The organism is Pseudooceanicola profundus (assembly GCF_054919315.1).
The window spans coordinates 2,857,648-2,876,490 of sequence record NZ_CM142898.1 but is presented as its reverse complement, the minus strand read 5'-3'; the positions used below and the strand labels follow the sequence as shown (position 1 = coordinate 2,876,490).

The following is an 18,843-nucleotide window of genomic DNA, read 5'->3' as shown; positions in this document are numbered from 1 at the left end:
CCCACCTGCGCGGCTGGAGGGCCTGCGCATGACCGCCCCCCTTCTCACGTCGGACAAGGTGACCCTGCGCCCGCACCGCCAGTCGGATTTCGACGCCTATTGCGCGTTCTTCCGCTCGCCGCGTGCGCAGTACATGGACGTGCCCGCAGATGCGAGCAACGCCTGGTACGGGTTCGCCTCCGAAGTGGGAAGCTGGGACCTCGTCGGTCAGGGCGGATGGGCCATCGAGACGCCGGACGGCGCGCTTGCCGGCCAGATCGCCGTGACCCAGCCGCCACATTTCCCGGAACGGGAACTGGGCTGGTTCCTGCTGGACGGCTTCGAGGGCCGCGGTCTGGCCTATGCCGCGGGCGTGCTGGCGCGGGACTGGGCCTTTGCCCAGCCGAACACCGCGACGCTCGTCAGCTACATCCATCGCGACAACACCCGCTCGATCCGCCTCGCGGAACGGCTGGGTGCGACGCTGGACCCGGCCGCCGTGATCTTCGACGCGGGCGACGTGGTCTACCGCTACCACGAGGAGGCCGCCGCATGACGACGACGATCCCCGTGCTGGAAACGAAGCGCCTGATCCTGCGCGGCCCCGAGCCGCAGGATTACCCGAACTTCAAGGCGACCTTCTCCTCCTACCGCTCGCGCTTCATGGGCGGGCCGCTGAACGCCTATGAATCCTGGATGCTCTACGCGGCCGAGATCGGCCACTGGCAGATCCGGGGCTATGGCATGTGGATGATCCACGACCGCGAAAGCGGCCGCACCCTCGGCATGGCGGGCGGCTGGTTCCCGGCCCAGTGGCCCGAGCGCGAGATCGCCTGGATCATCTGGCCCGAGGTCGCCGGCCGTGGCTACGCGCTGGAGGCCACCAATGCCGCCCGGCGCCACTTCTATGAAACGCTGGGATGGGACGGCGCGGTCAGTTACATCGACCCCAAGAATCTCGACTCGATTCGCCTCGCCGAACGGCTGGGGGCGAAACGCGACGATGGCGCCGCCACGGTGGACGGCAACGACGTCTGCTACCGCCATCCTGCGCCTGCCGATCTGGTCTCGTCCCAGATCGCGGACGGCATCGCGCTCGAGATCGCGTCCTATACCGACCCTTTGTTCAAACCCGAAGGTTACGCCCTTGACTGACCACAGCACAGACCTCACCGCCGAAACGGCTGCCCGCGCAGCCGAGCTTCTGAAAGAGCACCGCGCCAGCATCGACCGGCTGGACGCGATCCTCGTCTTTACGCTGGCGGAACGGTTCAAGCACACGCAGGGCGTGGGCAGACTGAAGGCCGTCCACGACCTTCCGCCCTCCGATCCCGCGCGCGAGGAAACCCAGATCGCGCGCCTGCAAGAGCTTGCGGTTCAGGCCGACCTGGATCCTGAATTCGCCAAGGAATTCCTGAACTTCATCATTCAGGAAGTCATTCGCCACCACAAGAAACACCAATCCTGACGGCGGCCTGTCCAGGACCAGGTCCCGTCATACCACGCCATTCAAAGGAGATACTCACATGGCTATGAAAATCCGTCTCGCCCGCGGCGGCTCCAAGAAGCGCCCCTTCTACCGCATCGTCGCAGCTGACTCGCGCATGCCGCGCGATGGCCGCTTCATCGAGAAGCTGGGCACCTACAACCCGCTGCTGCCGAAAGACAGCGAAGAGCGCGTGAAAATGGACGTCGAGCGCATCCAGTACTGGATCGGCCAGGGCGCCCAGGTGACCGACCGCGTGTCGCGCTTCCTCGAAGCTGCCGGCGTCGTCGAGAAGAAGACCCGCTCGAACCCGAAAAAAGGCACCCCCGGCAAGGCCGCTCAAGAGCGCGCAGAAGCCAAGGCCGCCAAGGCAGCCGAAGCCTCCGAGGAAGCCGCAGCGGAATAATCCGCTGGGGTTAGGTCATGCTGTTCCGGCCCGTCCGGTTCCTGATCCTCATGGCCCTCGCCTTCGTGGCGGGGGTCATCTGGGAGAAAAATCAGCAGGCCGAACGCTGCTTGCGCGTCACCGGCGCGTTGCATGATATCCTGTGCCAGGTCCCATGACCGGCCTGTGGGCGGAGAGAGCAGAATGGATGAGATGATCTGTGTCGGTTCCATCGGCGGCGCCTTCGGCGTCAATGGCGAGGTGCGGCTGAAAAGCTACTGCGCCGAGCCCTCCGACATCGCGGATTACGCTCCCCTCTCGACCGAGGATGGTGCGCGGACCTTTTCGGTCACGCTGACCCGCCCGATCAACAACGGCTTCGCCGCCCGTCTGGGCGGCGTGGCCACCAAGGAACAGGCCGATGCCCTGAAGGGCGTGCGGCTCTTTGTTGCCCGCGACCGGCTGCCCGACCTGCCGGACGACGAATATTACCATTCCGACCTGATCGGCCTGACGGTGCTCGACACCGGCGGCACCGTTCTGGGCAAGGTGAAGGCGGTGCTGAACCACGGCGCCGACGACCTGCTCGAGGTGATGGGCCCGGGTCTCAAGCAATCCATCCTGCTGCCCTTCACCCTCGCCGTCGTGCCCACGGTCGATCTGGAGAGTGGCCGCATCATCGCCGATCCGCCCGAGGGGCTGCTCTGAGCGATGCGCGTCGTGCTGCACGCCGGGTTCCACAAGACCGGGACCTCCAGCGTGCAGGCCGTGCTTGCCGCCAACCGGGGCCTGCTGGCGCCGGGCCTGCGGATCTGGCTCAAGCCCGACATCCGCCCCCTGACCGAGGCCTGCCGCGCCTTTTCCGAACATCGCGACGATCTGCACCGCGGGCTCCTGCGCTACGAGGCGCAGGAGGCGTTCGGCGCGCTTGATGCCTCTGATCCGCGCCCGCTTCTGATCTCGGCCGAGGATCTGGCCGGGCACATGCCCTTCCGCCGGGGCCTCACCGGCTACGACGCAGCGCCCGAGCTTCTGGCCCTGCTGACCGAGAGCCTGCATCTGGCGCAGCCCACGGCGGAGCCTGTCGTCTACCTCTCCACCCGCAGCCCCGAGGCCTGGGTGAAAAGCTGCCACGCGCAGCACCTTCAGGCCACGCGGATGCGCCTCGACCTCGACAGCTACCGCCGCCGCGCCCTGGCCCACGCGGACCTCGCCGCCGTGGCCGATGCCGTGGCCGAAGCGATCGCCCCCCTGCCCCTGCACCGCGCGGCGCTGGAGGCGGTGGGCCACCTCCCCCTCGGGCCGCTCGCCCCCCTCCTCGACCTCGTCGCCCTGCCGGAGGCCCTGCGCGCCCGGATCGTCCCGCAGCCCACCGCCAACCCCTCGCTGCCCGCCGAGGTGCTGGCCCGGCTGCTCCAGATGAACCAAAGCGACTGGGACGGCGAGACCCTCAAGCGGCGCAAGAAGCGACTGATCCGCCGGACGCAGGAGGGCTGAGCGCCCCACGCCTGCCGCACCCGGGGGCCCGCTCCGCCTCAGCCTGGCGCGAGGCGCTTTGCAAAGCCCGCGAAACGTCCTATCAGCGCGCCATGACAGAGACACCCCGCTCCCACGGCCGCAAATCGATTCAAGCCAGCCTGAAACCGCAGGAGCTGCTCAACAGCAACCCGCGGCTGGCGGGCATCTGGACCGCCCGGATCATCACGCTGTTCCCGCAGGCCTTTCCCGGCGTGCTGGGGGAGAGCCTGACCGGCAAGGCCCTGAAGGACGGCAAGTGGCAGCTGGAGACGACCGACCTGCGCCCCTACGGCGAGGGCAGGCACCGCAACGTGGATGACACGCCCGCGGGCGGTGGCGCCGGCATGGTGCTACGGGCCGATGTGCTGGGCCGCGCGATCGAGGACACGATGCGCGGGGCGCGCGGGACATGGCCGCTGATCTACCTCTCGCCCCGCGGGCGGCGGTTCGATCAGCAGATGGCGCGGACCTTTGCGCGGGCCGACGGGCTGACCATGATCTGCGGCCGCTTCGAGGGCGTCGACCAGCGGGTGCTGGATCATTACAACGTGCTGGAGGTGAGCCTCGGCGATTTCGTCATGACCGGCGGCGAGCTGGCCGCGCAGGCGATGATCGACGCCACGGTGCGGCTGCTGCCCGGCGTGCTGGGGAATGCAGAGTCGGCGGTGGAGGAGAGCTTCTCCAACGGTTTGCTTGAGCATCCGCAATACACCCGCCCCGCCGAATGGCAGGGGCTGACGATTCCCGAGGTGCTGACCTCCGGCAACCACGCCAAGGTGGCGCAATGGCGGCAGCAGACCAGCGAAGAGATCACCCGCCAACGCCGCCCGGACCTCTGGGAGACCTACGAGGCGAAGCGGAAGGGGTGAGGCGCGGGCCGCGTTCGGCTGACGTGTTCCGCGACCCTCAGGTCTAGGCACGAGAGCCAAGAGCCAAGAGCCAAGCGCCAAGCGCCAAGCTTCACCGCCGACGATCCCCGCACAAGCCCTTCCCGTCTACCACCCGTGCGGGACAAGGCCGCAGGCCGCCGCGCATCGCCGGCGCGCCCCCACGCGGCGGCGATTTGGTGAGGCTGGGCGGTCCCTCGATGGGACGCGACATGCTTGGCTGCGATAAACTGCTCGCCAGCACGGACAGGATCGCCCCCGCGCGCGCCGTCGATGCACGGCTTCGTGGCTGGGCAAAGGACTGCCCAATCGGTCGAGCGCCGCCTCCTCGGTCGCGCCCGAGCCCGCCCCGGCGGCCCCGCCGCGCCCAACGCTACAGGCGCACCCGCCCTGAAGCTCCCGGCCCTCAACATCCCCGGCCTCAACATCCCCGGCCTCAACCTCCCCGGCCCCATGCCCGACCTCCACCGACCCTGTACCGCGGCTCCGTGCCATCGGCGGCCAAGCCTCCACTGCCCCGACTTGCCGCCCCCCTCAGATCGGCCCCGGCAGCCGCTCCTCCGAGAGCATCACGTTCGCATCCACGCTGCCCACACCCGGCAGCGTCATGATCCGCCGCCGCAGCACGCGCTCGAAATCGGGGATGTCCCGCGCCGTTACCCGCAGCCGGTAGTCGTAGAGCCCCAGCACGTGCTCCACCGTCTGCACCTCCGGGATGGCCGAGACCGCGCGCTCGAAATCCTCGATCCCCACGCGCCGGGTCCGGCCCAGCTTCACGCCGAGGAAGACCGTGACGCCAAAGCCGAGCGCCGCGAAGTCGAGGTCCAGCCGCCGGCCCTGGATCACGCCCGCCTCCTCCATCCGCTTGATCCGCCGCCACGTCGCGGGCTGCGACAGGCCAAGCCGCTTGCCCAGCGTGCCGGAACTCTGCTCCGCATCCTCCACAAGTGCGCGCAGGATGGCCCGGTCGGTCTCGTCGAGGTCGATGACGGGGGCGCTCATGCTCTGGTCCTCCTGCCCACAGGTCTCATCACACCGGCACCGTCTCGTCGGTCTTGATCCGGGCGACATGCATCAGCGCGTCCAGCTCGGTGATATGCGGCAGGGTCAGGATGCGGTTGCGATAGATCTCCTGGTAATGGGCCATGTCGCGGGCGATCAGGCCGATGCGGATGTCCACCTGCCCCAGCAGGGTCTGGATCTCCATCACCTCGGGGATCAGCCGCGCCTCCGCCGCGAATTCGTCGAAGGCCCGCGGCACCGACTTGTCGAGGGAAATCCGCAGCGAGACCTCCACCTCGTAGCCCAGCTTGCGCCAGTCGATCACCGCGCGGCTGCCGCGCAGGATGCCGCGTTCCTTGAGCCGTTCGATCCGGCGCCAGCAGGTCGCGGCGTTGAGCCCGGTGCGCGCAGCCAGGTCCGCGGCCCGGATCGCCGGGTCTGCCATATACTGGCGCAGGATACGCCTGTCGGTGTCATCGAGCATTGATTTTCAATCATATCCATATTTGACGAATAGAAATCTACCATACAGGCCAATATCTACAAGATTTGAAAACCAAATCACCGAATCCCCGCTATCTTACGCGCATCAGGGGCCGGAGGAGCCCCCAACAACGGAAGGATCACCCCGATGCGCGTTTACTACGACCGCGATTGCGACATTAACCTGATCAAGGACATGAAAGTGGCCATCCTGGGCTACGGCTCGCAGGGCCACGCCCACGCGCTGAACCTGCGCGACTCGGGTGCCAAGAACGTCGTCGTGGCGCTGCGCGAAGGCTCCCCCTCGGCTAAGAAAGCCGAAGGCGAAGGCCTCCAGGTCATGGGCATTGCGGAAGCGGCCGCCTGGTGCGACCTGATCATGTTCACCATGCCCGATGAACTGCAGGCCGAGACCTACAAGAAATACGTCCACGACAACCTGAAGGACGGCGCGGCCATCGCCTTCGCCCACGGTCTGAACGTGCACTTCGGCCTGATCGAGCCGAAGCCCGGCGTCGACGTCATCATGATGGCCCCCAAGGGCCCCGGCCACACCGTGCGCGGCGAGTACACCAAGGGCGGCGGCGTGCCCTGCCTCGTGGCCGTGAACAACGACGCCTCCGGCCGCGCGCTGGAAATCGGCCTGTCCTACTGCTCCGCCATCGGCGGCGGCCGCTCGGGCATCATCGAGACCAACTTCCGCGAAGAATGCGAAACCGACCTCTTCGGTGAGCAGGCCGTTCTCTGCGGTGGCCTCGTCGAGCTGATCCGCTGCGGCTTCGAGACCCTCGTGGAAGCCGGCTATGCGCCCGAAATGGCCTATTTCGAGTGCCTGCACGAAGTGAAGCTGATCGTGGACCTGATCTACGAAGGCGGCATCGCGACCATGGACTACTCGATCTCGAACACCGCCGAGTACGGCCAGTACGTGACCGGCCCGCGCATCCTGCCCTACGAGCAGACCAAGGCCGCGATGAAAGCCGTCCTGACCGACATCCAGCAGGGCAAGTTCGTCCGCGACTTCATGCTGGAAAACGCCGTCGGCCAGCCGACCATCAAGGCCTCGCGCCGTGCCAACGACGAGCACATGATCGAAGCCACCGGCGCCAAGCTGCGCGGCATGATGCCCTGGATCTCGGCCGGCAAGATGGTCGACAAGGCCAAGAACTGATCGCCTCCGGCCCCGGCCGGATCGACATCGGAAAGGGCCCGGTCCGCGTGACCGGGCCCTTTTTCCTCGCAACCTGAATGGCCCCCGGTTCCCGCCCCTCGAACAGCGGCGCCCGCACCGCCATCCGCCCCTTTTCATCCCCACGGCGCTGTGATCATCTGGGCGCAAACCGCGACACAGCCCCGGCCGGGGCCCTGCGCGGCAACAGGCAAACGAGTGATCGAGGGTAACATGTCGAACAGCTATACCGGGGTCGCCGCGGCGGCGGCGCTTGCACTGGGCCTCGTGGCCTGCACCGAGGCGCGGATGCCCGACCGGGCGGACGGGACCGCCTTCTTCGCCGCGAACTGCACCTCTTGTCATGGCCCCGAGGGGCGCGGCAATGGCCCGCTGGCCTCCGGGCTGGCCACGGCGCCGGCCGATCTGACCAAGCTTGCGGCGGCCAACGGCGGCACCTTCCCCGAGGCGCAGGCCCTTGCCTATATCTACGGAGACCCGGTGCAGGGCCACCTCGCCCGGGTCATGCCCGAGTTCGGCGGCGCCATGGCGGAAGACCTCGTGCCGGTGGAAATCGACGGCGTGCTGACGCCCACCCCGCGCGAACTGGCTGCCCTGCTGGCTTACCTCGAAAGCATTCAGGAGTAAGCGCCCCGGTCAGCGTGCCAATCAGCGCTCCAGTCAACGCACCAGTCAGCGCAGAGGCAGGCCCCGCCCCCGGTCACGGAGGGCGCGGGGCTCGTCACCCCGTCAGCCAGACCAGCCCGAGCGCCAGCCCCGAAACGAAGAGCCATGCAAGCGCGCCAAGGGCCAGCGGCCGCAGCCCCTTGGCCCGGAGGCGCCCGATGTGGGTTTCCAGCCCCATCGCCGCCAGCGCCATGGTCAGCATCAGGGTCGAGGCTCCCTGCGCCCCTTCCAGCACCACGGCGGGCAGCGGCACCAGCGAGGTCACCGCGATGGCCGCCACGAAGCCGAGCACGAACCACGGCACAGGTGCCGCCCCGCCTGCGCCCTGCCCCCTCGCCCGGGCATAGGCCCCGAGCGCGAAGATCAGCGGCGCCAGCAGGATCACCCGGCTGAGCTTGGCGATGGTGGCGACCTGCCCGGCGGCCTCGCCCCGCGCGAACCCCGCGCCCACCGCCTGCGCCACCTCGTGCAGGCTGGCCCCGGTCCAGAGCCCGTAGGCGGCAGCGTCGAGCCCCAGCGGCCCCGCCAGCAGCGGATAGGCCAGCATCGAGAGCGTGCCGAAGATCGTGACGCAGGCGATGGCATAGGCCACGTCCTCGTCCCGGCCCCGGGTCACGGTGTTGACCGCGAGCACGGCAGAGGCGCCGCAGACCGACGTCCCCGCCGCGATCAGCTCGCTCAACTGCCGGTCGACGCCGAGGACCCGCCCCGCCGCCTTGGTGAAGAGGAAGGTGGCCGCCAGCGTTCCGCCAATGACGGCAAGGCCGGAGAGCCCGACCTCCGCCACCTGCCCGAAGGTCAGGCGGAAGCCCAGCAGGACGATCCCCGCCCGCAGCAGCCGGCGCATGGCAAAGGCGATCCCCGGGGTCAGCGCGGGCGACAGCGGCGCGAGGTTGCGCAGGCCGATCCCCGCCACCATCGCCACCACCATCGGGCTGAGGGCGGCGATCCCCGTGGCCCGTTGCAGCACCATCGCCGCGAGGGCGAGACCCAGGACCAGCGCCAGCCCCGGAAGCAGCCGCCGCAGGCCATCGGGGCGCGCGACAGGGGCGATCTGGCTGAGGCTGGGCATTCCGTTCTCCTTCCGGGGGCTGAACCGGAATATGATCCGCATCCACCAATCACTCCAACCGAATGTATTTGTCATTCCGTTCGGAATTTTAGATGAATGATCCATGACCCTCGATCAGATCCGGATTTTCCTGTGCGTGGCGGAGTTGCGCCATGTCACCCGCGCGGCGGCGCAACTCAACATGACGCAGAGCGCCGTCTCCTCCGCCATCGCGGCGCTGGAGCGGCAGCATGGCGTGCGGCTCTTCGATCGGGTCGCACGCGGCATTGCCCTGACGCAGGAGGGCGAGACCTTCGTGCCCGCCGCCCGCGCCGTGCTGGCGCAGGCCGAGACCGCGGCGCTGGTGCTGGCCGATCTCTCGGTCGAGACGCGCGGCAGCCTGCGGCTTTTCGCCAGCCAGACGGTCGCGAGCTACTGGCTGCCGCCCCGCTTGATGCAGTTTCACGAGATGCACCCGGAGGTCACGCTCTCCCTCGCCGTCGGCAATACGGCGCAGGCGGCCACAGCGGTGCAGGAAGGTGCGGCGGACCTCGGCTTCATCGAGGGTGACTTGCCCGACAGTCCGCTGCGGCGGCAGGTGGTGGCGCGGGATGAGCTGGTGCTTGTGCTCTCGCGGCAGCATCCTGCGGCGCGGCAGAGGGGTTTCACCGCGCAGGACTACCGGCGCTTCACATGGCTGCTGCGCGAGGACGGCTCCGGCACGCGGTCGGTCTTCGAGGCACATCTCGCGGCGATGGGATTGCGCGCAGCAGAGCTCTCGGTGGCGCTCGACCTGCCGTCGAACGAGGCGGTGCTGGCGGGGGTGGCCACGGGGGGCGCGGTGGCGATGCTTTCACACCGGGCGGTGCCGGCGGCCCGGGCGCGCGGGCTGGCCATCCGGCGGGTCACATGGGCCCCGCGCCCCGCGCGGCCCTTCGCGGTGCTCTCGCATCCCGAGCGGCACAGGACCCGCGCGGCAGAGGCCCTGCTGGAGGTGATCCGCGCGGGATGAGCGCCGGCCCGTGATCGGCCTCGGCCGGACAGGAAGCCGCCCGCTCCGATGGCAGCGCGGGCCTCAGCCCGCCGCTTCGACCGCCGCCACGATGTTGTCCACGACGCCTTCCATGAGGACGGCATCGGTGCTTTCGGCCATGACACGGATCAGCGGCTCGGTCCCGGACTTGCGGATCACCAGCCGCCCGTTGCCCGTCAGGCGCCCCTCACCCGCCGCGATGGCGGCCTGCACGCTCTCGGCTTCGAGCGGGGTGGACCCCGCGGTGAAGCGGACGTTCTTCAGCACCTGCGGCACGCGCTCGAACTGCTTGGCCAGTTCCGACGCCGGGCGGCCCGAGCGGACCATCTCGGCCACCACCTGCAGCGCGGCCATCAGCCCGTCGCCGGTCGTGGCGTAGTCGGTCATAACGATGTGGCCCGATTGCTCGCCGCCAAGGTTGAAGCCCCCGGCACGCATCCGTTCCACCACGTAGCGGTCGCCGACCTTGGTGCGTTCCAGACGCAGGCCGCGGCCTTCGAGGAAATGCTCCAGCCCGAGGTTCGACATCACGGTGGCCACCAGCGCCCCGCCCTTCAGGCGGTCCTCCTCGGCCCAGCGGGCCGCGAGCAGCGCCATGATCTGGTCGCCGTCGGCCACGGCGCCGGTCTCGTCGATCAGGATCACCCGGTCCGCATCCCCGTCGAGGCAGATCCCGAGGTCCGCACCATGGGCGACCACGGCCGCCGCCGCCGCCTCAGGGTGGGTCGAGCCGCAGTTGGCGTTGATATTCGTGCCGTTGGGGTCCACCCCCAGCGGGATCACGTCGGCGCCCAGTTCCCAGAGCACCTCGGGCGCGGTGCGATAGGCCGCGCCATTGGCGCAGTCGATCACCACCTTGATCCCGTCGAGCCGCATGCCGTGCGGCAGCGTCGTCTTGAGCCGCTCGTTGTAGCGGAAGCGCCCGTCGTAGATGTGCTTGGCCCGGCCGATGTTCTGCGCCTGCGCGGGCTCGACGCCTTCCAGCACGAGACGTTCGATCTCCTCCTCGGCCTCGTCGGACAGCTTGAAGCCATCGGGGCCGAAGAACTTGATCCCGTTGTCCTCTGCCGGGTTGTGGCTGGCCGAGATCATCACGCCGAGGTCGGCGCGCATCGAGGGCGTCAGCAGCCCCACGGCAGGCGTCGGCACCGGGCCGAGCAGCAGCACGTTCATCCCCGTCGAGGTCAGCCCGGCGGTCAGCGCGTTCTCGAACATGTAGCCCGAGAGGCGGGTGTCCTTGCCGATCACCACACGATGCGCGCGGCTGTTGTCACGCCGGAAGTAGCGCCCGGCCGCCGCGCCGATGCGCAGCGCCATCTCGGCCGTCATGGGCGCGGAATTCGCCCGCCCCCGCACGCCGTCGGTGCCAAAGAATTGTCGTCCCATCACGCTCCCCCGAATGTGACCTTCTGCCAGAGCCGAACCGCCTGCGCGGTCTCGGCCACGTCATGTACCCGCAGCATCTGCACCCCCTGCCCCAGGGCGGCCAGTGCCACGGCCATGGAGCCGGGGAAGCGCGCGCGCGCCTCCGCGGCCTGTCCGATATCCCCGATGAACCGCTTGCGCGAGACGCCCAGCAGGATCGGGCATCCCAGCCCGTGAAAGACCGAGATGTCGCGCAGCAGCGCGAGGTTGTGATCCACCGTCTTGGCAAAGCCGATGCCGGGATCGACCATGATGCACGCGCGTGGCAGGCCCTTGGCCTCCAGCGCCGCGATGCGGGCCTCGAGATGGGCAAAGACCTCCAGCACCACGTGATCGTAGCGCGGGTCCTTCTGCATCGTCTGCGGCGTGCCCTTCATGTGCATCAGGCTGACCGGCCAGCGGTTTGCCACCACGGCCTCTTCCAGCGCGGCATCGTCCAACAGGGCGGCCACGTCGTTGATCAGGTCCGCGCCCGCCGCCATGGCGGCCACGCCGGGCCCCGCGCGGCGGGTGTCGATGGAGATCGGCACATCGGTCTCGGCCCGGATCGCGGCGATCACGGGGGCGGTGCGCGCCTCCTCCTCTGCCTCGTCAACCGGATCGGCGCCGGGGCGCGTGCTCTCGCCGCCGATGTCCAGCATGTCGGCCCCTGCGGCCTGCATGGCCCGGGCATGGTCCACCGCGCGCGGCAGGTCGTTGTGGCGGCCGCCATCCGAGAAGCTGTCCGGGGTGACGTTAAGGATGCCCATGATCCGCGGCTGTGCCCAGTCGATCCGGGCCAGCGGCGCGCGGGGCGCGGTCAGGCGCTCAAGCAGGTCGGACGGGACCTCGGAGACCGGCACCAGTTCCCGGCTGCCGTCGGGCAGCAGCCGCTCGGCACGGTCGAAGAACAGCGGTCCGCCGGCAAGGGGCACCGCGGTGCCGGGCCGGGCGAGGCCCTGGAAAGGGATTGGCCGGTAACAGGGGGTCATGGCCGTTGAATGCGCGAAACAGGCGGCCTTGGCAAGGGCAGCCGGGCCCCGCGTCGCGCGCTCCGGCCATACGTTGCCGTCAGCGCGGCACCCTGCCCTGCGAAGGGCGCGGCGGCACGGCGATGGCGGTCAGTTCACGCTGACGCGCGTGGGGGCCTTGTAGAAGAAATGCACACCGATCGTCGCGGTCTTGGCGAACTTGCGCGACCACTTCGGGCTCACCGCGCGGGTGTGGTAATAGGTGGCACCGCCGGTCAGTTCCCGGGGGGCGCCGGCGAGGACGGCCTCGGCCACCTTGCCCACGTTGACATAGGCCTTGGGCTCGCGGATCGCGTCGGACTTGCCGTCGCAGGTGTAGGTGAACTGGCAGGCATACTTGCGCCCGGTGCCCTGCTTCACGACACCGCAGACGGTGTTCGGGAAATCGGGGCTGTCGACCCGGTTCAGGATCACTTCCGCCACGGCGAACTGACCCTTCACGCTCTCGCCGCGGGCCTCGAAGTAGAGCGCTTCCGAGAGACACTGCCATTCGGCGTCGCCTGCGGCCTTGGGCTGCTTCGCCAGCCAGTCGCGGGAATACTCCACCTTGGACTTTGCCGGTTTTTTAAGCAGGTCACTCAGCTTGCCGGTCGACAGCTTGTTCAGCGCCGATTGCTCCTGCTTCACGAGCCCGTCCACAGCCGTTTCAGCCGTCGCCGCACCTGCGAAAACGCAGAGAAGTACCGTCAGAATTTTCAGTCGCATCGCGTCCCGTTCCCAAGCAGCCGCGGTCCCCAAGGCGGCAATCGTCGAGATGCCCTAAAGGAAATGGACCATACCGTCGAGTCTTGAGACTTTTTAAACCTTGGGAACTCGTTGCGTCATCATGCGTTTACACAGACAACCCATTGAATCTGCTTTCAATTCGTAGGCGTATTTTCGCCCACGGATCGCAGGGCCAGCTGGGCGGCGGCAAGGCGTGCGACGGGAACCCGGAAAGGCGAACACGACACATAGTTGAATCCGGCCTTCCGGCAGAAGGCGATTGATTCGGGGTTACCGCCGTGTTCACCACATATGGAAAGCACAAGATCCTTTCGTGCTGCACGGCCGCGATCGGCCCCGATCTCGAGCAATTCTCCCACACCTTCGGTGTCGAGCGTGTGGAAGGGATCCTCCGGGTAGACCCCCTGCTGTACGTAGGCCGACATGAAGCGCCCCGCGTCATCGCGCGAGAGCCCGTAGGTCATCTGTGTCAGGTCGTTCGTCCCGAAGGACAGGAAGGCTGCATGGGGGGCGATCTCGCCCGCTCTCAGGGCGGCCCGCGGGGTCTCCACCATAACGCCCAGCCGGTAGGTGAAGTCACGCCCGCGCTCGGTCCGCACGGCGGCGGCGACGGCGTCGATCCGGGTCTTCACCAGCTCCACCTCGCGCTTGGCCGAGACCAGCGGGATCATGATCTCGGGCACCACCGGGGCGCCCTCGCGGCTGGCCGCCAGCGTCGCCTCGAAGATGGCACGGGCCTGCATGTCGTAGATCTCGGGGATGGTGATCCCGAGGCGCACGCCGCGCATTCCCAGCATGGGGTTGTACTCCCCCATCCCCTCCACCCGGCGGGTCACCGTCGAGAGCGGCAGCGACAGCGCCTCCGCCAGTTCGCGGAGCCCGTTGCGGTCCGAGGGGAGGAACTCGTGCAGCGGCGGATCGAAGAGCCGGATGCAGACCGGCAGCCCCTGCATGATGCGGAAGAGCTCGATGAAATCGTGCCGCTGCATCGGCAGAAGCCGGTCCAGCGCGGTGCGCCGGTCCTCGGGCCGGTCGGCGAAGATCATCTCGCGCATCACGGTCAGGCGATCGGCCTCGAAGAACATGTGCTCCGTCCGGCAGAGCCCGATGCCCTCGGCGTTGAAGTTGCGCGCGGTCTGCGCGTCGGCAGGCGTGTCGGCGTTGGCGCGGATGCCGATGTCGCTCTCCGCCTCGGCCCAGGACATCAGCGCCTGGAAGGATTCGTCCTGCGCGGCCTCCAGCAGGGGCGCCTCCCCGGCCAGAACCTGCCCGTTGGTGCCGTTGACCGTGATCACGTCGCCGGCGCGGAAGCGGCGCCCGTCCCCGGCAAAGAGCTGCTCCTTGACGAGGTTGAACTTCAGGTCGCTCGCCCCCACCACGCAGGGCAGGCCGAGGCCCCGGCCGATCACTGCCGCGTGGCTGGTGATCCCGCCGCGTTCGGTCAGCACCGCCACCGCCGCATGCATGCCCCGGATGTCCTCCGGCGAGGTCTCGCGGCGCACGAGGATGCAGGGCTCGCCCCGGGCGGCGGCGGCCTGTGCCTCGGCGGCGGAGAAGACGATGCGCCCGGCGGCCGCCCCGGGGCTGGCGGCGATGCCGTGGCCGATGACGTCGCGCGGCGCGTCCGGGTCCACCTGCCGGTGCAGCATCTCGTTCAGCGCCCGCGGCTCGACCCGCAGGAGCGCCTCCTGCCGGGGGATGATCCCCTCCTGTGCCAGTTGCACCGCGATCCGCACCGCGGCGCGGGAGGAACGCGGAATGCGCACCCCGTCGAGCACATGGACCTGCCCGTTCTCGATGGTGAATTCGGTCTGCATCTCCTCGCGCAGCTTGATCCGCATCAGCCGCGTATGCGCGATCAGCTGGTCGAAGGCCTCCGGCGCCAGCTCCTCCAGCGAGGGCCCGCGCGGGTCCCTTGCGAGGAAGAGGGAGGAGGCCCCGCCCGCCAGCGCTTCCCGGCCCTGGCTCTGGCTAAGGTAGCGTCCGGTGATCTTGGGCCGCCCGGTGGCAGAACTCACCAGCTGGATCACGCCCGAGCCGCATTCCCCCTGCCCCAGCCCCAGCGCCATCTCCTGCACCACGAGCCCGAGACCCGCATCGGCGGGCGCGCCCTTGGCCTGCCGCAGCAGCCGTGCGGTGGTGCCTTCCCAGGCCCGCGCCATGGAGCGCAGGACCGCCGCCAGCTGCACGCCCGGATCCTGCGGGAAGACCTCCTCGGTTTCTTCCTCGTAGGCCTCCAGCACCGCCTTCAGCCCCTCGGGGCCCTCCATCTCCAGCCCGTCGAACATGTCCGGGTCCAGACGCGCGACGTGGATCGCATAGGCCTGCACGAAGCGGATGTAGATGCCCGTCGCCGCCGGTTCGCCCAGCTTCTCGCACAGCGCGGCGTGGCGGTCGTCATTGATGCCGATATTCAGCACCGCCCCCGGCCCGCCCCAGTCCGGATCCTCCGAGGAGGGCCGCACGCAGAGCAGCGGCGCCGGCCCGAAGGGCGCCAGCAAACGGTCGATGTCAGGCAGGTCGCCCGCCGCGATCCGGTGCACCTCGTCGAAGGAGAGCGCGACCGTCAGCGGCACAGGCAGGTCGAGGCGCACGAGGCGCTGCAGGCATTTCGCACGCCCGCCATGCTGCGCCACGGTCAGGGGCGCGGTCGGGGTGATCAGGGTCATCTCGGGCTGCTGCACTGCGGCACCTCTTTTCGGCGCAGAATACGCGCCGCGCGTCACGAGGCAAGGAAAACTCCCCGCGGTGCCCCCGCCTCATCCACTGTTCCGAAATATCCTCGGGGGGAATTGTCCCGCGCGCCCCGCGCGGGACAAGGGGGGCAGACAGCCCCCCATCTCACCGGGTTGCGGCCTCACGCGGGCCCACGCCAGCCCCGCATGGGCCCCACATGGGCCCCGTCCCGCAGCGCGAGGCCTCGCCGCTCGGCCCGGCCGGGCGGCTTTCCCCGGCAGACGGGCGGTCAGCCCTCGATGCGCGTCAGGTCGGCCACCGCCAGGACGGTCGAGCGGATGGTGGACAGCAGGTTCAGCCGGTTGCGGCGCACGACCTGGTTGTCGCTGTTCACCTGCACCGCCTCGAAGAAGCCGTCGATCGGGGCGCGCAGGTCGGCCATGACCTGCATCGCGCCTTCGAAATCTTCCGCCGCCACGGCCGTGTCGATCTTGCCCCTGGCCCCGTCGAGCGCGGCAAAGAGCGCCTTTTCCTCGTCGGTCTCGGCAAATTTCACGTCGGCCCCGAACTCGTAGGAGACGCCGTCCTTCTCCTCGGCCTGGGTCAGGATGTTGTTCGCCCGCTTGAAGCCCTGCACGAGGTTGCCCCCGTCCTCGGTGGCGAGGAAGGCGCCGAGCGCCTCGGCCCGCTTCACCAGCCCGACGAGGTCGTCGTTGCCCGGCATGGCGAGGCAGGCGTCGATCACGTCATGGCGCAGGCCCTGATCCCGCAGGTGCACCTTGAGACGGTCGTGGAAGAAGGAGAGCAGGTCGGCGGCCGCATCCGGAACGCGCGCCTTCAGCGTGTCGAGGAGCGGCGCCTCGCCGCTCAGGCGCTCCATCACCGTGTGCAGTGCCGCGCCGAAGACGCCGTGCTTGGCGATCTCCTCGACGAGGTCTTCCAGCGCGGCCAGTTCCGCCGCCGCCGCGCCGTTGGCCTGCTTGATCTCGTGCCGCACCAGCTGTGCGCCGAACTGCGGCTCAAGCGCCATGCGGGCCTGCGATTCCAGCAGGATGCGGATCACGCCGAGGGCGGCACGGCGCAGCGCGAAGGGGTCCTTCGAGCCGGTGGGCTTCTCGTCGATGGCCCAGAAGCCGGTCAGCGTGTCCAGCTTGTCGGCCAGCGCCACTGCCTGTGCGACGGCACCGCCGGGCACCGCGTCGGAGGGGCCGAGCGGCTGGTAGTGGGTCTCGCAGGCCTCGGCCACCTCGGCCGGCAGGCCCGCGGCCTCGGCGTAGTAGCGGCCCATGAGGCCCTGAAGCTCGGGGAATTCATAGACCATCTCGGAGGAGAGGTCGGCCTTGGCGACCTTCGCCGCCTGCTCGGCCAGTGCCGGGTCCGCGCCCACGAAGGGTGCGATCTCGCCCGCCTGCGCCGCGATGCGGCGCACGCGGTCGGCCTGCGAGCCCAGCTTGTTGTGGAAGGTCACGTTTTCCAGCTGGTCGAGCCAGTCGGTCATGCCGGCCTTGGCGACCCGCAGGTCGTTTTCCCAGAAGAACTTGGCGTCCGACAGCCGCGCCGCCAGCACCTTCTGGTTGCCCGCGAGGATCGTCACGCCGTTGTCGGCAGTCTCGCGGTTGGCCACGGTGACGAAGCGTTCGATCCGCCCGGTCTTGGGGTTTTTCACCGAGAAGAACTTCTGGTGTTCCTTCATGGAGGTCTGCAGCACTTCGGGCGGCAGGGCGAGGAAATCCGCCCCGATCTCGCCCATCAGCGCCACGGGCCATTCGACGAGCCCCGCGACCTCGGCCAGCAGGCCCTTGTCCTCCACCACCTCGAGGCCCTGCGCGAAGGCGAGGTTGGTGGCCTCCTGCCAGATGTGATCCGCGCGCTCCTGCGCGTCGAGCACGACGAAGGCGCGCTTCAGCTTGGCGGCATAGTCGTCGAAGGAGGTGACGGTGAAGCTGGCGGGCGCCATGAAACGGTGGCCGCGGGTGCTGTTGCCGGTCTGGATGCCCTCGATCTCCATCGGCACGACAGAGGCGCCGGCCTCGTCGGTCAGGATGCACAGGATCGAATGCAGCGGGCGCACCCACCGCAGCGTGCCCGCGCCCCAGCGCATCGACTTGGGCCAGGGGAAGTTGCGGATCGTTGCCTCAAGCACCTCGGCCACGATCTCGGCCGCCGGGCGGCCCGGGGTCTCGATCACGGCGACGTAGACCTGCCCCTTCTTGTCGTCCTGAACCTTCAGGTCCTCGCGGGCCACGCCTGCGCCGCGCAGGAAGCCCTCCAGCGCCTTTTCCGGGGCGTCGACGCGCGGGCCCTTGCGCTCTTCGCGCCGGGTGGGGCTTTCGGCCAGCAGCCCGTCCAGCGCCAGCGTCAGGCGGCGCGGGGTGTGGAAGGCGGCGGCGCCCGCATAGGTCAGACCGGCCTCGACGAGACCATCGGTCACGCGTTTCTTCAGGTCCTCGGCGGCGCGAGCCTGCATCCGCGCGGGAATTTCCTCGGAGAAGAGTTCGATCAGGAGATCGGGCATGTCGGTTCATCCAGCCTGCGTGGGGCGCCCCGGGGGCGCGTTGCGGACGGGAATAGCGAAGGGGGCGCGGAGCGTCCAGAGACCGGCGCGGAAAATCCCGCGCTCTCCCGGCGCATCTGCCGCGGAACGGCCCCGAGAGGCCCTGCAGCCCCGGCGCGGCCCGGTCCGTGCGAGAGTTGCACGGGGGGGGCCGCCTTCCACCAGACCCGATGGGGCGCGGCAGGCGGGCGCACGGCCCTGCCCCGCCGCGGCCAGTGGGGTCACTCGGCCTCGGGGGCCTCGATCATGTCGACGCGGGTGGCGTGACGGCCGCCTTCGAACTCGGTGTTCAGGAAGGCATCGACGATCTCCAGCGCCAGCCCCTCCCCCACGACGCGCGCGCCGAGGGACAGGATCTGCGCGTCGTTGTGCGCGCGGATCATCTTGGCCGAAAAGGTGTCGGAGCAGACGCCGCAGCGGATGCCGGGCACCTTGTTGGCGGCCATCATGATCCCCTGCCCGGTGCCGCAGAGGATGATCCCCAGACGGCAGTCGCCCGAGGCGACCTTGCGCGCCGCGGCGGCGCCATGCTTGGGGTAATGGGTGCTCTCGGGCGTGGTGGGGCCGATGTCGACGGCCTCCCAGCCCTGCGCGGTGATATGGGCGGCGATCGCCTGCCGCAGCGGGATCGCGGCGTGGTCGCTGGAAAGAACGATACGTTTGGATACGGTCACGAGGGGCCCCCGGTGTCAGCTGATGTCTGCGGAAGACCCGGCGTCCGGCCAGACAGGCGCGGCGCTGCGGGTCTTCCTCCCGCGCCGCCTAGCGCATCG

Annotated in this window: 20 protein-coding genes; 11 read left to right on the top strand and 9 right to left on the bottom strand. The window is 69.2% G+C overall.

Annotated elements, in window-relative coordinates; translation table 11 throughout:
* Window positions 1–28 precede the first annotated feature (28 nt).
* The 8 genes from ACX9MO_RS13220 to trmD all read left to right on the top strand — a co-directional run bounded on the left by ACX9MO_RS13220 (window position 29) and on the right by trmD (window position 4,237).
* Window positions 29–535 (top strand): GNAT family N-acetyltransferase, encoded by a 507-nt coding sequence (locus tag ACX9MO_RS13220; protein WP_222489157.1) that lies wholly within the window; start codon window positions 29–31, stop codon window positions 533–535.
* Window positions 532–1,134 (top strand): GNAT family N-acetyltransferase, encoded by a 603-nt coding sequence (locus ACX9MO_RS13215; RefSeq protein WP_222489156.1) that lies wholly within the window; start codon window positions 532–534, stop codon window positions 1,132–1,134. The genes ACX9MO_RS13220 and ACX9MO_RS13215 overlap by 4 nt, the downstream gene beginning before the upstream one ends.
* The gene (locus ACX9MO_RS13210; protein ID WP_222489155.1) at window positions 1,127–1,447 is read left to right on the top strand and encodes a chorismate mutase; all 321 of its coding nucleotides are present in this window, start codon (window positions 1,127–1,129) and stop codon (window positions 1,445–1,447) included. The genes ACX9MO_RS13215 and ACX9MO_RS13210 overlap by 8 nt, the downstream gene beginning before the upstream one ends.
* Window positions 1,448–1,505: 58 nt before the next feature.
* Complete coding sequence (gene rpsP / locus ACX9MO_RS13205) at window positions 1,506–1,871, top strand: 30S ribosomal protein S16 (RefSeq protein ID WP_222489154.1); 366 nt, start codon at window positions 1,506–1,508, stop codon at window positions 1,869–1,871.
* A gap of 17 nt (window positions 1,872–1,888) precedes the next feature.
* Window positions 1,889–2,029, top strand: coding sequence for a hypothetical protein (locus ACX9MO_RS13200; RefSeq protein ID WP_462212171.1), 141 nt, complete (start codon window positions 1,889–1,891; stop codon window positions 2,027–2,029).
* A gap of 25 nt (window positions 2,030–2,054) precedes the next feature.
* Window positions 2,055–2,558, top strand: coding sequence for a ribosome maturation factor RimM (gene rimM / locus ACX9MO_RS13195; RefSeq protein ID WP_462212170.1), 504 nt, complete (start codon window positions 2,055–2,057; stop codon window positions 2,556–2,558).
* 3 nt (window positions 2,559–2,561) lie between these two features.
* Window positions 2,562–3,347 carry a sulfotransferase gene (locus ACX9MO_RS13190; RefSeq protein ID WP_462212169.1) on the top strand — a complete coding sequence of 262 codons (786 nt, stop codon included), beginning with the start codon at window positions 2,562–2,564 and terminating at the stop codon, window positions 3,345–3,347.
* Window positions 3,348–3,439: 92 nt separating this feature from the next.
* The gene (trmD, locus tag ACX9MO_RS13185) at window positions 3,440–4,237 is read left to right on the top strand and encodes a tRNA (guanosine(37)-N1)-methyltransferase TrmD (RefSeq protein WP_462212168.1); all 798 of its coding nucleotides are present in this window, start codon (window positions 3,440–3,442) and stop codon (window positions 4,235–4,237) included.
* A gap of 552 nt (window positions 4,238–4,789) precedes the next feature.
* On the opposite strand, the gene ACX9MO_RS13180 is transcribed toward trmD, so the two are convergent.
* Window positions 4,790–5,257, bottom strand: coding sequence for an Lrp/AsnC family transcriptional regulator (locus ACX9MO_RS13180; protein WP_222489150.1), 468 nt, complete (start codon window positions 5,255–5,257; stop codon window positions 4,790–4,792).
* A 28-nt stretch (window positions 5,258–5,285) separates the two neighbouring features.
* The gene (locus tag ACX9MO_RS13175; RefSeq protein ID WP_222489149.1) at window positions 5,286–5,741 is read right to left on the bottom strand and encodes an Lrp/AsnC family transcriptional regulator; all 456 of its coding nucleotides are present in this window, start codon (window positions 5,739–5,741) and stop codon (window positions 5,286–5,288) included.
* A 147-nt stretch (window positions 5,742–5,888) separates the two neighbouring features.
* Between ACX9MO_RS13175 and ilvC the strand changes: the two genes are divergently transcribed.
* Complete coding sequence (gene ilvC / locus ACX9MO_RS13170) at window positions 5,889–6,911, top strand: ketol-acid reductoisomerase (RefSeq protein ID WP_222489148.1); 1,023 nt, start codon at window positions 5,889–5,891, stop codon at window positions 6,909–6,911.
* A gap of 216 nt (window positions 6,912–7,127) precedes the next feature.
* A complete protein-coding gene (locus ACX9MO_RS13165) occupies window positions 7,128–7,556 on the top strand; it encodes a c-type cytochrome (RefSeq protein ID WP_462212167.1) in 429 nt (142 codons plus the stop codon).
* A 94-nt stretch (window positions 7,557–7,650) separates the two neighbouring features.
* On the opposite strand, the gene ACX9MO_RS13160 is transcribed toward ACX9MO_RS13165, so the two are convergent.
* Window positions 7,651–8,667, bottom strand: a complete 1,017-nt coding sequence (locus ACX9MO_RS13160; protein ID WP_462212166.1) for a YeiH family protein — start codon at window positions 8,665–8,667, stop codon at window positions 7,651–7,653.
* A gap of 103 nt (window positions 8,668–8,770) precedes the next feature.
* On the opposite strand from ACX9MO_RS13160, the gene ACX9MO_RS13155 reads away from it, so the two are divergent.
* The gene (locus ACX9MO_RS13155; RefSeq protein WP_462212165.1) at window positions 8,771–9,658 is read left to right on the top strand and encodes a LysR family transcriptional regulator; all 888 of its coding nucleotides are present in this window, start codon (window positions 8,771–8,773) and stop codon (window positions 9,656–9,658) included.
* Between the two features lie 63 nt (window positions 9,659–9,721).
* On the opposite strand, the gene glmM is transcribed toward ACX9MO_RS13155, so the two are convergent.
* The 6 genes from glmM to rpiB form a co-directional block, all read right to left on the bottom strand.
* A complete protein-coding gene (gene glmM / locus ACX9MO_RS13150) occupies window positions 9,722–11,065 on the bottom strand; it encodes a phosphoglucosamine mutase (protein WP_462212164.1) in 1,344 nt (447 codons plus the stop codon).
* Window positions 11,065–12,075 (bottom strand): dihydropteroate synthase, encoded by a 1,011-nt coding sequence (gene folP / locus ACX9MO_RS13145; RefSeq protein ID WP_462212163.1) that lies wholly within the window; start codon window positions 12,073–12,075, stop codon window positions 11,065–11,067. Before folP ends, glmM begins: the two co-directional genes overlap by 1 nt.
* 129 nt (window positions 12,076–12,204) lie before the next feature.
* Window positions 12,205–12,819 carry a cell wall hydrolase gene (locus ACX9MO_RS13140; RefSeq protein ID WP_222489143.1) on the bottom strand — a complete coding sequence of 205 codons (615 nt, stop codon included), beginning with the start codon at window positions 12,817–12,819 and terminating at the stop codon, window positions 12,205–12,207.
* A gap of 155 nt (window positions 12,820–12,974) precedes the next feature.
* Window positions 12,975–15,509 carry a putative PEP-binding protein gene (locus ACX9MO_RS13135; protein ID WP_222489142.1) on the bottom strand — a complete coding sequence of 845 codons (2,535 nt, stop codon included), beginning with the start codon at window positions 15,507–15,509 and terminating at the stop codon, window positions 12,975–12,977.
* A 296-nt stretch (window positions 15,510–15,805) separates the two neighbouring features.
* A complete protein-coding gene (glyS, locus tag ACX9MO_RS13130) occupies window positions 15,806–18,031 on the bottom strand; it encodes a glycine--tRNA ligase subunit beta (RefSeq protein ID WP_462212162.1) in 2,226 nt (741 codons plus the stop codon).
* 260 nt (window positions 18,032–18,291) lie between these two features.
* Window positions 18,292–18,744 carry a ribose 5-phosphate isomerase B gene (rpiB, locus tag ACX9MO_RS13125; protein ID WP_222489140.1) on the bottom strand — a complete coding sequence of 151 codons (453 nt, stop codon included), beginning with the start codon at window positions 18,742–18,744 and terminating at the stop codon, window positions 18,292–18,294.
* Window positions 18,745–18,843: the final 99 nt, after the last annotated feature.

Excerpts from the sequence above, each read along its gene's own strand:
- ACX9MO_RS13220 (WP_222489157.1), top strand. The coding sequence starts at position 29 with ATGACCGCCCCCCTTCTCACGTCGGACAAGGTGACCCTGCGCCCGCAC.
- ACX9MO_RS13215 (WP_222489156.1), top strand. The coding sequence starts at position 532 with ATGACGACGACGATCCCCGTGCTGGAAACGAAGCGCCTGATCCTGCGC.
- rpsP (WP_222489154.1), top strand. The coding sequence starts at position 1,506 with ATGGCTATGAAAATCCGTCTCGCCCGCGGCGGCTCCAAGAAGCGCCCC.
- ACX9MO_RS13200 (WP_462212171.1), top strand. The coding sequence starts at position 1,889 with ATGCTGTTCCGGCCCGTCCGGTTCCTGATCCTCATGGCCCTCGCCTTC.
- rimM (WP_462212170.1), top strand. The coding sequence starts at position 2,055 with ATGGATGAGATGATCTGTGTCGGTTCCATCGGCGGCGCCTTCGGCGTC.
- ACX9MO_RS13190 (WP_462212169.1), top strand. The coding sequence starts at position 2,562 with ATGCGCGTCGTGCTGCACGCCGGGTTCCACAAGACCGGGACCTCCAGC.
- trmD (WP_462212168.1), top strand. The coding sequence starts at position 3,440 with ATGACAGAGACACCCCGCTCCCACGGCCGCAAATCGATTCAAGCCAGC.
- ACX9MO_RS13180 (WP_222489150.1), bottom strand. The coding sequence starts at position 5,257 with ATGAGCGCCCCCGTCATCGACCTCGACGAGACCGACCGGGCCATCCTG.
- ACX9MO_RS13175 (WP_222489149.1), bottom strand. The coding sequence starts at position 5,741 with ATGCTCGATGACACCGACAGGCGTATCCTGCGCCAGTATATGGCAGAC.
- ilvC (WP_222489148.1), top strand. The coding sequence starts at position 5,889 with ATGCGCGTTTACTACGACCGCGATTGCGACATTAACCTGATCAAGGAC.
- ACX9MO_RS13160 (WP_462212166.1), bottom strand. The coding sequence starts at position 8,667 with ATGCCCAGCCTCAGCCAGATCGCCCCTGTCGCGCGCCCCGATGGCCTG.
- ACX9MO_RS13155 (WP_462212165.1), top strand. The coding sequence starts at position 8,771 with ATGACCCTCGATCAGATCCGGATTTTCCTGTGCGTGGCGGAGTTGCGC.
- glmM (WP_462212164.1), bottom strand. The coding sequence starts at position 11,065 with ATGGGACGACAATTCTTTGGCACCGACGGCGTGCGGGGGCGGGCGAAT.
- folP (WP_462212163.1), bottom strand. The coding sequence starts at position 12,075 with ATGACCCCCTGTTACCGGCCAATCCCTTTCCAGGGCCTCGCCCGGCCC.
- ACX9MO_RS13140 (WP_222489143.1), bottom strand. The coding sequence starts at position 12,819 with ATGCGACTGAAAATTCTGACGGTACTTCTCTGCGTTTTCGCAGGTGCG.
- ACX9MO_RS13135 (WP_222489142.1), bottom strand. The coding sequence starts at position 15,509 with ATGACCCTGATCACCCCGACCGCGCCCCTGACCGTGGCGCAGCATGGC.
- glyS (WP_462212162.1), bottom strand. The coding sequence starts at position 18,031 with ATGCCCGATCTCCTGATCGAACTCTTCTCCGAGGAAATTCCCGCGCGG.